Source organism: Streptomyces sp. NPDC043726, assembly GCF_056436565.1.
The window spans coordinates 430,204-442,189 of sequence record NZ_JBWKCI010000002.1; the positions used below are offsets into that span (position 1 = coordinate 430,204).

The 11,986-nt window shown below is 69.1% G+C and carries 10 protein-coding genes; 6 read left to right on the plus strand and 4 right to left on the minus strand.

Going from position 1 to position 11,986, the window contains the following annotated elements; all coding sequences use genetic code 11:
• The first annotated feature begins 15 nt into the window (after positions 1-15).
• Both AC068Z_RS06730 and AC068Z_RS06735 read left to right on the plus strand, forming a co-directional pair.
• A complete protein-coding gene (locus AC068Z_RS06730) occupies positions 16-858 on the plus strand; it encodes a SigB/SigF/SigG family RNA polymerase sigma factor (RefSeq protein ID WP_478552966.1) in 843 nt (280 codons plus the stop codon).
• Positions 859-1,131: 273 nt separating this feature from the next.
• The gene (locus AC068Z_RS06735) at positions 1,132-2,445 is read left to right on the plus strand and encodes an MFS transporter (protein WP_478552967.1); all 1,314 of its coding nucleotides are present in this window, start codon (positions 1,132-1,134) and stop codon (positions 2,443-2,445) included.
• On the opposite strand, the gene AC068Z_RS06740 is transcribed toward AC068Z_RS06735, so the two are convergent.
• Entirely contained in the window at positions 2,342-2,995 is a 654-nt protein-coding gene (locus AC068Z_RS06740) for a LamG domain-containing protein (RefSeq protein ID WP_478552969.1), read from the minus strand. The two genes, AC068Z_RS06735 and AC068Z_RS06740, sit on opposite strands and share 104 nt — an antisense overlap.
• A 312-nt stretch (positions 2,996-3,307) precedes the next feature.
• On the opposite strand from AC068Z_RS06740, the gene AC068Z_RS06745 reads away from it, so the two are divergent.
• A complete protein-coding gene (locus AC068Z_RS06745) occupies positions 3,308-5,059 on the plus strand; it encodes an NAD(P)/FAD-dependent oxidoreductase (RefSeq protein ID WP_478552970.1) in 1,752 nt (583 codons plus the stop codon).
• Between the two features lie 112 nt (positions 5,060-5,171).
• Complete coding sequence (locus AC068Z_RS06750) at positions 5,172-5,912, plus strand: NAD(P)/FAD-dependent oxidoreductase (RefSeq protein ID WP_478552972.1); 741 nt, start codon at positions 5,172-5,174, stop codon at positions 5,910-5,912.
• 964 nt (positions 5,913-6,876) lie between these two features.
• Here AC068Z_RS06750 and AC068Z_RS06755 read toward each other — a convergent pair.
• The 3 genes from AC068Z_RS06755 to AC068Z_RS06765 form a co-directional block, all read right to left on the minus strand.
• Positions 6,877-7,944: a PQQ-dependent sugar dehydrogenase gene (locus AC068Z_RS06755; protein ID WP_478552973.1), complete on the minus strand. Its 1,068-nt coding sequence runs from the start codon at positions 7,942-7,944 to the stop codon at positions 6,877-6,879.
• Positions 7,945-8,035: 91 nt separating this feature from the next.
• The gene (locus tag AC068Z_RS06760; RefSeq protein WP_478552975.1) at positions 8,036-8,938 is read right to left on the minus strand and encodes a class I SAM-dependent methyltransferase; all 903 of its coding nucleotides are present in this window, start codon (positions 8,936-8,938) and stop codon (positions 8,036-8,038) included.
• A 112-nt stretch (positions 8,939-9,050) separates the two neighbouring features.
• Entirely contained in the window at positions 9,051-9,647 is a 597-nt protein-coding gene (locus tag AC068Z_RS06765) for a helix-turn-helix domain-containing protein (RefSeq protein ID WP_478552977.1), read from the minus strand.
• 178 nt (positions 9,648-9,825) lie between these two features.
• On the opposite strand from AC068Z_RS06765, the gene AC068Z_RS06770 reads away from it, so the two are divergent.
• Both AC068Z_RS06770 and AC068Z_RS06775 read left to right on the plus strand, forming a co-directional pair.
• Positions 9,826-10,002, plus strand: a complete 177-nt coding sequence (locus AC068Z_RS06770) for a hypothetical protein (RefSeq protein WP_478552979.1) — start codon at positions 9,826-9,828, stop codon at positions 10,000-10,002.
• A 348-nt stretch (positions 10,003-10,350) separates the two neighbouring features.
• Positions 10,351-11,904, plus strand: a complete 1,554-nt coding sequence (locus tag AC068Z_RS06775; protein WP_478552981.1) for a pectate lyase family protein — start codon at positions 10,351-10,353, stop codon at positions 11,902-11,904.
• Positions 11,905-11,986 lie beyond the last annotated feature (82 nt).

The window sequence follows — 11,986 nt, forward strand, 5'->3', positions numbered from 1 at the left end:
TGGGAGGGGTGTGTGATGGTTTCGACGACCGTGCAGGCTGGTGAGCGGACCACGGACGTCTTGGAGGGTGTGGAGGCGTCACAGGTGGCACCGCGGGACGCGCGGGAGCTGTCGAGGCTGTTCTTCGACCGACTGGCGGTGCTGGAGGAGGGAACGGAAGAGTTCCAGCACGCCCGGAACACGCTGATCGAGATGAACATGTCCCTGGTCCGCTACGCGGCGGGCCGGTTCCGCAGTCGTGGGCCGCAGGAGATGGAGGACATCGTCCAGGTCGGCATGATCGGCCTGATCAAGGCGATCGACCGGTTCGAGATCTCCCGCGAGGTCGAGTTCACCTCCTTCGCGGTGCCCTACATCGTGGGTGAGATCAAGCGGTTCTTCCGTGACACCTCGTGGGCCGTGCACGTGCCGCGGCGGCTGCAGGAGGCGCGGGTGGAACTGGCCCGCGCGACCGACGAACTGCGCAGCCGCTTGGGCCGTACCCCCACGACCCGGGAGCTGTCGGAGCTCATGAGCCTGCCCGAGGACGAGATCGTCGAGGCCCGGCTGGCGTCCAACGCCTACACCTCCGCCTCCCTGGACGCCACGATCGGCAACAGCGAGGACGGCGAGACCGCGCTGCAGGACTTCATCGGCACCGAGGACACCGCCCTCGGCCTCGTCGAGGACCTGCACGCTCTCGCACCGATGATCGCCGAACTCGACGAACGCGACCGCAAGATCCTCCACTGGCGCTTCGTGGACGAACTGACCCAGGCTCAGATCGCCGAGCGCCTGGGCATCTCCCAGATGCACGTGTCGCGACTCCTCACCCGCCTGCTGAAGCGCCTGCGCGAAGGCATGCTGAGCACCCGCTGACCCACCGCCGCCGGGACTCCCACGGCGCCCTCGCCCACCGTCCGCGATCACCGCGGCCGGTGGGCGATCTGCTGTCGGTGACCGCCGGCCGCGGTTCCAAGAGTCGCGATACGGCGAGGAGTCTTCGTCCCCCGGCATTTCGACCAGCGCCTGTGCGCCGGAAAACGACGTCACCCCTCAGGCGCGGGGGTGACGTCGCGGATCTGCCAGCCACCGTCCGAAGGTGCCTGCTGCACTGATCGCGCAACGTGCTGCCTTCCCAGGACGGAACCCATGCCGACCACCACGTCAGTCAACGAACAGCTCTTACCCGTGGGCTCGCCGGTGAGGGGCTGGTTGGCCGTGATCTCCGTGATGCTGGGCATCTTCGCCATCGTCACCACCGAGATCCTGCCGATCGGTCTGCTGACCTCGGTCGGAGCCGACTTCACCGTCTCCGACGGGATGGCGGGACTGATGATGACCATGCCCGGCTTCCTCGCCGCGATCGCCGCTCCAGTGGTCACCGCTGCCACCGCCGGCTTCGACCGCCGCCTGATGCTGTGCGGCCTGACGCTCCTGCTGGCGCTGGCGAACTTCCTTGCCGCCGCGGCACCTCACTACTGGCTCGTACTCGTCTCCCGGATCCTGGTCGGGATCACGATCGGCGGCTTCTGGTCCATCGGAGCCGGGCTGGCCGAACGGCTGGTCCCGCCGCCCGCTGTCGGCCGGGCGACCGCGGTGATCTTCTCCGCCGTACCGCTCGGTTCCGTCCTCGGCGTGCCTGTGGGCACCCTCGTCGGGGATCTCGCCGGATGGCGAACGGCATTCACGGCCATGGGAGTTCTGACGGTCGGTGTCCTGGTCATGCTGCTCTGGTTCGTGCCGCCGCTTCCTCCGGTTCAGGCCACCCGGCTGGGCATGCTCCACGACGTGCTGCGCAGCGGAAACACGCGCTTCGCCCTGCTGCTGACGTTCCTCGTCGTGCTGGCTCACTTCGGCACCTACACCTACGTGACCCCGTTCCTGGAACAGGTCACCCACGCCGGCGGTGGTCTGATCACCACCTTCCTGCTGCTCTACGGCGCCGCCGGCATCCTCGGCAACTTCCTGGGCGGGGCCTGGGTGGCCCGGTCTCCGCGGTCCGTCTTCGGAGCCGCGGGCGCCCTGATCGCCGTAGCGACTCTCCTGCTTCCCCTCGCGGGCCGCTGGGAGTCCGGCGCGGTGATCCTGCTGATCGTGTGGGGCATCGCGTACGGCGCCGTACCCGTCGCGTCGCAGACCTGGTTCGCCAAGGCCGCCCCGCACGCCCCGGAAGCGGCATCGGTGCTGTTCACCGCTTCCTTCCAGGCGACGATCTCGCTCGGCGCACTCGCCGGGGGAGTCGCCCTGGACCGCACCTCCCCGTCCACGGTCATGCTTCTGGGAGGCTGCACAGCGGTCCTCATGGTGCTGGCCGTAGGGGCGCGATCCGCCACGCGTGCGCACTGCGCCGCGCTTGTCGTCAGGCCCGACGACGCACCACCAGGCTCTCCACCCCGTACGACAACTCGTCCACGGAGTCGTCCGGCCTCGGATGGTAACGGCCCGCGCAGACGGACAGGTTGACGATGAGGGAGGCGTGCCAGTCGGGCCCGACGCCGCGGCCGTCGGCGAAGACCTCATTGCCGTTGAGCAGCCAGATGACACTCCTCCTGCCGAACGTCACGCTCAGAGTGATCACGCCTCCGGGGGAGACGGCGCTGTCGCGGACGTAACTGCTGCTGCGGCGGACGTGGTTGGTGAACTCCAGCAGGTCCGGGTTGTCGGGGTGGTACTCGAAGACGTCGACCTCGTTGCCGCCGTCCCGCCAGGTCCAGATCGCCGGCCAGGCACCCTCCTCGACCGGCAACCGCACTCTGGTCTCCAGCCGGTCGCCGGTGCGGACCATGAAGCCCTCCTCGCTCTCCTCGGTCGTGAGCAGACCGGCGTCCCACAGTCCGTCGGGCCGGCGGGTGGCGCGGAAGGCGCCGTCGCGGCTGTAGGCGGGATCCTGGGTGAGATGGTCGAGCTTGTCGTCGCCCGGGTTGGTGGGGCCCCCGTCCGGGTACGCCCAGGAGCGCCCGGCGACCCACTGCAGTTCAGAAGCGAAATCCGCGACGAACACGACATCACTCACGCCCAGGCTCCCTCTTGCCGATCGCTGCGCACCCGCTGACGGGGTGATCCCCGCGGCGGTGTGCGTCATGCCGGGTCCTGGGAGGCCGGCCCGCCTTTTCACGCGAACGGGTCATGCCCGCGGGCCCGTACGACGAGATCCCGAACGCTCACGATCAACGGGCGCCCGCAGCCGGACCGACCGAATGAGACAGACCGCCGTGAGCCTGAAGGTCACTTGACGGAGCACGTGTCCCCTCACCTTCGAGGTCCTTGCGAGCCCGGTTGCGGACGGTCGGGTCCGGCAGAGCTGTTCCGAGATCCGGAGGCATTCATGGCCGAAGTGGCCCAGTCCGCAAGGCCGGCCGAGCAGCCCGACATCGACGTGGCGATCCTGGGTTCAGGGCTTTCCGGGACCGCGCTGGCGGCAGTCCTGGCACGCGGCGGCGCGAGCGTCCTCGTCGTCGACGCCGGCAGCCACCCGCGCTTCGCATGCGGGGAGTCGACGACCCCGTACACCGCGATGCTGATGCGGCTCGTGAGCGAGCGCTACGACGTGCCGGAGATCAAGTACCTCACCACGTTCGAGAACGTCCACGGAAAGATCGCCACGACCTCGGGCGTGGGGAAGAACTTCGGGTTCCTGTACCACCGCGAGGGCGAGCGGCAGCGTCTCGAGGAATGCCACCAGTTCACCGGGCCGTGGACCGGCCACGCGGGCAGCCACTTCTTCCGTCAGGACATCGACGCCTGGATGCTCAACGTGGCGGTGAAGTACGGCGCGAGGATCCGCCAGCGGACCAGGATCGTGGACGTCGCCTTCGATCCGCACGGCACGACGCTCACCGACGAGCGCGGCGCGACGTACCGGGCCCGTTACGTCGTGGACGCGAGCGACGCGCGCTCCCCGCTGGCGTCCCGGCTCGGGCTGCGTGAGGAGGCGCCGGTCCTGCGGCACCACTCGCGTTCACTGTCCACGCACATGCTGAACGTGACGGCGTACGACGACCTGCTGCCTCGGATCGCCCACGGCCACCCCACACCGTGGAGCGAGGGCACCCTGCACCACGTCTTCGAAGGCGGCTGGATGTGGGTGATCCCGTTCAACAACCACGCCCGCACCACCAACCCGCTGGTCAGCGTGGGGCTCAACCTCGATCCGCGCGTCCACCCCGACTTCGACGGCACGCCGGAGGAGGAGTTCCGCTCCTTCATCAGCCGCTTCCCCGACATCCGCAGCCAGTTCACGGACGCCGTCGCCGTACGCCCCTGGACGCGCACGGGACGGCAGCAGTACGCCTCGTCCAGGACCGTCGGCGAGCGCTGGTGCCTCACCTCGCACGCCGCGGGCTTCGTGGACCCGCTGTTCACCCGCGACCTCGGCAACTCGTTCGAGATCATCAACGTGCTGGCGGGGCGGCTGCTGGCGGCGCTGAAGGACGACGACTTCTCGGTCGAGCGCTTCCACGACGTCGAGAAGCTGGAGCTGGGGCTGCTCGGGAGCAACGACGATCTGGCCGCCGACGCCTACACGTCGTTCTCCGACTTCCGGCTGTGGGACACCTGGCTGCGGGTCTGGTCGCTCGGCCAGATCCTCGCCACGTTCGAGATCAGCGGCGCGTACGCGCACCTGAGGGACGCGCACGATCTCGCCGACCCGGCCCGTCTGGAGGGGCGGGCGCCCGTCGGAGCGGTCCCCGACCACCCGCCGGTGCGGCAGCTGTTCGGTTACGTGAGCGATCAGCTGCGGTCCGTCAGGGAGGGCCGACAGACCGGCGACATCGCGGCGGGCAACATCCTCGCCGCCCTGCACAGGGCGGACTTCGTACCGCCGGCCTTCCGCCTCACGGACACGTCGAACCGCTGGTTCGACGCCGGCCCGCGCAAAACCGCCGGCACCAAGCGGTGGGCGCGCGACGACGCACCCGAGCCGGTCGGCCGGCTCGTGGCCGAGGGCCTCTCCTTCCTCGGCAAGAACCGCGTGTCCCCCGACGAGTCGGGCCGCGGCGAGAAGCTCAAGCACACCGTCGCGACCTGGCCGGTCGTGGGCCGCGGCCTGCGCTCGCCGCTGGCGCCGAGGCACTGATGACCGTCACCCCCGTCGCGCTCTCGTCGGCCGCCTCGCGCGCCACGGTCCCGTCGGCCGCCTCACGCGCCGCCGTCCTCCTGGCCCTCTCACTCCGAGGAGCACACACCCGATGAGCCCGCAGACCACACGGTTCGACGTTGCCGTCATCGGCGCCGGCATGGGCGGCTCCATGCTGGGCGCGGCGCTGGCCCGCAACGGCATCAAGGTGCTGCTGATCGACGCGGGCGTACACCCGCGCTTCGCCGTGGGCGAGGCCACGATCCCGTACACCAATGTGTCCCAGAGGATCATCGCCGCCCGCTACGACGTGCCCGAACTGACGACGCTGTGCACCCTGAAGGACTGCGCCAGGACGATCGGCCCGACGTTCGGCACGAAGACGCACTTCGGCTTCCTGCGCCACGAGGAGGGCAAGCCACAAGACCCGCGCGAGACCAACGAGTTCCACACCCCCGGGCTGCTGCACGAGGCGCACCACCTGTACCGCCAGGACGTCGACGCCTTCGTCTTCCACCTGGCGGTCCAGTGCGGCTGCACCCCGCTGCAGGACTTCCGGGTCGCCGACATCGACTTCGAGGACTCCGGCGTCACCCTGCACGGCGAGCGGGGCGAGGAATTCCGCGCCCGTTACGTCGTCGACGCGAGCGGCCACCGCTCGCCGATCGCGGAGAAGTTCGCACTGCGCGACGAGACCCGGTGTTCAAGCACCAGTCGCGGTCGATGTTCACTCACGTCCACGGCATCACCCACACCGACGACCTGTGGGACCGCAAGCCGGAGCACCGCCCTCCGGTGCCCTGGTACGAGGGCACCGTTCACCACACGTTCCGCCGCGGGTGGGCCTGGGTGATCGGCTTCGACAACACCCCTCTGTCCCGGAACCCGCTGTGCTCCATCGGGCTCACCGTCGACCCGCGGGTCTACCCGAGGAACCCCCACCACTCCATCGAGGAGGACTTCGCCTCCATCACCTCCCGCTTCCCGGACATCGAACGGCAGTACGCCGGCATCACCCCGGTCCGCGAGTGGGTCAGCGCCGACCGGCTGCAGTACTCCACCAAGCGCACCGTGGGCGACCGCTGGGCGCTGCTGGGCCACGCCGCCGGCTTCATCGACCCGCTGTTCTCCTACGGCCTCGCCAACACCGGCGACGCGGTGAACCGGCTCGCCTGGCGCCTGATCAGGGCGTGCCAGGACGGCGACTTCTCCGCCGAGCGCTTCAGCGACTACGACGAGTGGCAGCGCGCCCGCTTCCACTTCAACGACGAGATCGTCAACAGCGGGTACACCGCGTTCGACCACTTCGAGTTCTGGAAGGCCGTCTTCCGGGTCTGGGTGTGGGGCAACAACTTCGGCACCTTCCGCGCCCGGTCCGGCCTGACGAAGTTCCAGAAGGACGGCGACGACCAGCACTTCAAGGACCTGGAAAAGGGCCAGTACCTCGGTTACGACTGGCCTGACCACGAGGGCTACAAGCACCTGTTCGACACGATGGTCGCGCAGGTCGACGCGCATCAGGCGGGCAAGATCACCGCCCATGAGGCGGCCGAGACCCTGTGGGACGTCCTCGAGAGCGCCAACTTCATGCCCAAGCCGTTCGGCTTCCAGAAGCGCTCGGTGCACTTCATGAGCCCCAAGCCCCCGGTCATCGCCAAGACCGCGCTCTGGCTCACCCGGCACGGCGACCCGACGGTCCGCAAGATGCTCCTCAAGAGCGGCGGCCAGGCGCTACGGCTCCGCGTCACCGGCCGGAAGATCTTCTGACCGGGAGGCATGTCCGGGAGACGTGTTTGGGTCCCGCTGGAGGAGCGAGGTCACGGGATCACGCGGAGGATCAGGTCGTAGTCGGGGCCGGTGCGGCCGTTGGTCAGTACCCACAGCGAGCCGTCCGGGGCCTCCGTGACGAGCCGCAGCCGGCCGTACTGGCCGGTCAGCAACTGCTCGGGCTTCGAACCGTCGGTGGCGATCCGGTACAGCCGCTCCCCGCGCAGGCAGGCGACCCAGATCCGGCCGTCATGGAACGTCATCCCACTGGGTGAGGCGTCCTCGGGCTTCCAGGTCGCTATCGGGTCCGTGAAGTCGGGCTCCCCGCCGGTGCCTTCCAGCTCGGGCCAGCCGTAGTTGGCGCCGGGTTTCACCTGGTTCAGCTCGTCGAGGTTGTGGTGGCCGAACTCGGAGGCGTAGAGCCGGCCCTTGTCGTCCCAGGCGAGCCCCTGCGGGTCGCGCCATCCCCAGCTGTACACCGGTGAGCCCTTGATCGGGTTGCCCGGTGCGGGCTCGCCCTCCGACGTGACGCGCAGGATCTTGCCGCCGAGGTCGTCGCGGTCCTGGGCCTTGGAACGGACGTCGGCTTCCCCGGTGGTCACGTAGAGCATGCCGTCCGGGCCGAACCTGATCCGCCCGCCGTTGTGGATCTCACCGCTGGGGATGCCGGTCAGGATCGGCTCGGGCGGAGCCGACGAGTCCAGCCGCAGCCGGCTCACCCGGCTGTCCTTGGCGGTGGTGTAGTAGACGTAGACCCAGCGGTCCTGTTCGTAGGTGGGAGAGACCGCCACCCCCTGCAGTCCGGCCTGGCGAACCGGCTCCGCGATGTCCTCGATCGTCCGGACATCGGTGAGCTTGCCGTCCGGGGTGACCTGCCGCAGGCGGCCGCTCTCCCGCTCGGTCACCAGCGCCGACCCGTCGGGCAGGCACGCCAGGTCGAAGGGAAGCCGCAGCCCCCTCGCGACCGGCTCCACGGACGCCGGTTTCGCCTCCGGCGCGTCGTGGACGGTCGGGCGGGCCCACCAGCCGAAGTAGGAACCGTAGGAGTAGATCCCAATGGCCGCGCCCGCCACCAGCAGGCCGGCCAAGCCAAGTACGAGTACTCGTCGCCGTCGCACGCGGTGATCTTAGGAATCGCGTCGTCGGGGCTTCCACTGCGAAACGGTGACCGTTGCCTGAAGAGTTGAGGGCCGGAACAGGGCGCGAGGCTCAGCCGGTGCGGCGCGCGGCCCAGACGGTGCGCTCGGTGCGTACGGCGAGATCGTCGCGGCGCAGGATGCTCCCGGGACCGTCGATGTCGAGCAGCCGGTCGAGCGCGGCAAGGTCTTGCGGTGCGAGGGAGTTGGCCACGCTGTGGCGCACGCGCTGCAGGACGCCGAGGGCGTAGGCGCCGATGTCCGGCTGCTCGGAGCCGTCGATGTTCACGGTGATCGTGCGCTCGCCTTCGACGGTGAACCCGGCCTCGGTCAGCTTCGGGCCCCAGTCGGCGCCGCGGTGCGGTAGGTGTTCGGCGTGGAGGTGCTCCGCCGCCTCGTGGCAGCGCTCCTCCAAGCCCGGGCGTTCCTCGGGAGCTGCCGCCGGCAGGAAGCGGGGTTGGCCGGACAGTTCCACCACGGCGAAGAGCCCGCCGGGGGAGAGGAGACGGTGGACGGCGCGCAGGGCGCTGTCCGGGCGGGCCATGTGGTGCATCGCGGCCGACGCCCACACCAGGTCCGGGGCCCCCAGGTCGGGCCAGTCGTCCGCGTCGAGGTCCGCCTGCACGGTCCGTACCCGTGCTTCCGCACCGCGGGCGACCGCCTTGTCCCGCAGGCGCTGGAGGTGCGTGGCCGAGGCGTCGACGGCGGTGACGTGTGCCTGGGGGAAGCGGTCGAGGAGGGCGAAGGTGCCCGCCCCTGTCCCGCAGCCCAGGTCCACGATCGTGCTGGGAGGTGACGCGAGGGGCAGCCACTGGATGATGGCGGCGGTGTGGTCGGCGAGGACGTGCGCGTCCAGGTCGAGGATCTCCGCCAGGCCGTCGGCATCGGCATGGTGCCCGGCCTGTGCCCCGGGGCGGGCGTGGTGGGCGTGACCGGTGTGGTGGGCGGTGTGGGAGTGCGGGTGCGCGTGGTTCATGCGGTTCACGCTAGGGCGGCCATGCTTCTACGGCACACTGCTTCCCAGTTTTGGCAAGAAGGTGGCCGCTGCAGGTGCTCGGCGCGCAAACCCGCCCCCGTACCGGGCTCGATCAGATGCCCTCCGGTTCGCTGTCCCGGCCGACCTGGCCGGCGCGCTGGTGGCCGCGGCGGGCGTCACGGTCGAAGATGCCCAGGATCTCGCAGGGCCCGCCTTCCGCGCCGATGGCGTGGGGCAGCATCGTCGGGAACTCGGCGGCCTGGTTGGTCTCCACGCGGAAGCGCCGGTGACCCAGCATGAGGACCGCGGTGCCGGACAGGACGACCAGCCATTCACGGCCGGGATGGGCCCGCATGCGCGCGGGGTTGTCCGGCGGCGGTGCGGTCATGCGCTGACGCATGACGGCCATGCCGGGTTCGGCCTTCATGGCCCAGCGCATCAGGCCGTGCGCGCTGTCGATCATCGGGCTGGAGACGACATCGTCGGAGGCGGTCTCCACGAGCTGGTCCAGGGTGGTGTCGAGGGCACGGGCGAGTCCGACCAGCTGGTCCAGGGCGAGGCGCCGCTGGCCGTTCTCGATGCGGCTCAGTGTCGACTGGCTCATGTTCGCGCGGGTGGCGAGTTCCCCCAGTGACCAGCCCTGGGCCACCCGCAGGGCGCGGACGCGCTTGCGGACGAGACTCTCCAGCTCCCCATCGTCTTGCGTCATGAGCAACAGCCTATGCCCGGATTGCAAGGCGGACCGCTGTCAGAGCTCGACTTCCCTGTACCACAAGTAACATGATCCACTTCTCTCGCGGGTGCACTTCCCGCGAGCGTCCCTCGCGATCACCTCGGCATCCGCCCTCTTTTCTCTTCTCCTTCTGTCAGCAATTCCGAGGATCCCGATGCCGTCTCAAGGCGATGCCCTCCAGCAAGCCCACGCCGACTACGAGCACCACCTGCGCACCTGCCGACAGTGCTACGCCGACACCGTGCCGTGCGCGGTCGCCAAGCACTTGCTGCGCCTGTACAACAACGCACGACGGGGTGCGGGCGGGCAGCAGGGTCCCAGGGGCCGCTGACAGTCACGGCGAGGCGTTCATGCTCAAGCTCACGTTCATGTTCATGTACGACCTTGCTGATCGAGTCGCTGTGCCGAACCTCTAGCCGCTGGCTCCCTGGCCTGGGTTGACCCGCTGAATGGTGATGGATTCCGCCCGATGGGCCTCCACCTCCGCGCGCGCCTCGCCGGGGCGCCTGTTCGGGAATGTGAACCAGATTCTGTCACCAGTCTTGTCAGTCCCTTAGGCGGCCCCTATCGTCTGCGGCCAGAAAGCGCTTTCCCTCCGGGGATGGCCGCATCACGCACCACAGCAAACACGCACCAAAGGAATCACTTACACGAACCACGGCGAACTCAGGAGACGGCAATGAGAAGACCAGTCGCACTGCGGCTCTCCGCCGCGTCGGTCGTGACGGCCCTGGCGGTCGCGGGCGGTGTGGCCCTGTCGATGCCCGAGGCGTCGGCGGCGACCGGCGGGGTCACCGGCTACGCGACCCAGAACGGCGGCACCACCGGCGGGGCCGGCGGACAGACCGTCCGCGCCACCACGGGCACCCAGATCCACGCGGCCCTGTGCGCCCGGGCCAGTAGCAGCACGCCGATCATCATCCAGGTCGAGGGCACCATCAACCACGGCAACACCGCCAAGGTGTCGGGCACGAGCTGCAACACGGCCGACGGTGTGATCGAACTCAAGCAGATCAGCAACGTCACGCTGGTCGGCGTCGGCAGCGGCGCCGTATTCGATCAACTGGGCATCCACATAAGGGAGTCCAGCAACATCATCATCCAGAACGTGACCGTCCGGAACGTGAAGAAGTCGGGCTCGCCCACGTCCAACGGCGGCGACGCGATCGGCATGGAGAGCGACGTCCGCAACGTGTGGGTCGACCACGCGACCCTGGAGGCCTCGGGCGGGGAGTCCGAGGGCTACGACGGCCTCTTCGACATGAAGGACAACACGCAGTACGTGACGCTCTCGTACAGCATCCTGCGCAACTCCGGCCGCGGCGGCCTGATCGGATCCAGCGAGAGCGATCTCTCCAACGGTTACGTCACCTTCCACCACAACCGGTACGAGAACATCGACTCCCGCGCACCCCTGCTGCGCGGCGGCACCGCCCACATGTACAACAACCACTACGTGAGCCTGAACGAGTCCGGCATCAACTCCCGCGCCGGTGCCAAGGCCAAGGTGGACAACAACTACTTCGAGGACTCAAAGGACGTCCTCGGTACCTTCTACACCGATCAACGCGGCTACTGGCAGGTCAGCGGCAACGTCTTCGACAACGTCACCTGGTCCGCCACCGGGACGGACAACTACCCCGCAGGCCCGAACCCGCAGTCCAACACCACGGTCAGCATCCCCTACTCGTACGCGCTGGACGCCGCCTCGTGCGTACCCGACGTGGTGAGCCGCACGGCGGGCGCCGGTACCGGTCTGCAGGTCTCGGACGGCAACTGCACACCGCAGACCCCCGCGCCGACTCCGACCACGACTCCCACGCCCACGCCGACTCCCACGCCCACGCCGACTCCGACCCAGCCCTCTGGGACGAACCTCAGCATCGGTGCCGGCTCCGACGGCTCCAGCAAGGCCGACGGCACCAGCTACGGCAACGTCCGCGACGGCAGCATGAGCACGTACTGGTCGCCGAGCGGCTCGACCGGTTCCGTCTCCATCAAGTGGGGTTCCGCCACCACGGTGTCCAAAATCAACATCCGTGAGCCATCCGGAGCCAGCGGAGTCATCGGCTCCTGGCGCGTCCTCAACGCGGACACCGGAGCCGTCCTGACCTCCGGCAGCGGCGCGGGCGTCATCACCTTCCCGCAGACCTCACTCAGCAAGATCACCTTCGAGATCACCGGTGCCACCGGTACCCCGAAGGTAGCCGAGTTCGAGACCTACGCTTCCTGACGTGCTCCCCGGCCCCGTGCCAACCCCGACCGCGCGTGCGCGAACGCTCCGGTACGTTCGTCCGTACGCGCGGAAGGGGCCG

Bases quoted from the DNA above. Each gene is read 5' to 3' on its own strand.
- AC068Z_RS06730 (WP_478552966.1), top strand. From the start codon at position 16: ATGGTTTCGACGACCGTGCAGGCTGGTGAGCGGACCACGGACGTCTTG.
- AC068Z_RS06735 (WP_478552967.1), top strand. From the start codon at position 1,132: ATGCCGACCACCACGTCAGTCAACGAACAGCTCTTACCCGTGGGCTCG.
- AC068Z_RS06745 (WP_478552970.1), top strand. From the start codon at position 3,308: ATGGCCGAAGTGGCCCAGTCCGCAAGGCCGGCCGAGCAGCCCGACATC.
- AC068Z_RS06750 (WP_478552972.1), top strand. From the start codon at position 5,172: ATGAGCCCGCAGACCACACGGTTCGACGTTGCCGTCATCGGCGCCGGC.
- AC068Z_RS06760 (WP_478552975.1), bottom strand. From the start codon at position 8,938: ATGAACCACGCGCACCCGCACTCCCACACCGCCCACCACACCGGTCAC.
- AC068Z_RS06765 (WP_478552977.1), bottom strand. From the start codon at position 9,647: ATGACGCAAGACGATGGGGAGCTGGAGAGTCTCGTCCGCAAGCGCGTC.
- AC068Z_RS06770 (WP_478552979.1), top strand. From the start codon at position 9,826: ATGCCGTCTCAAGGCGATGCCCTCCAGCAAGCCCACGCCGACTACGAG.
- AC068Z_RS06775 (WP_478552981.1), top strand. From the start codon at position 10,351: ATGAGAAGACCAGTCGCACTGCGGCTCTCCGCCGCGTCGGTCGTGACG.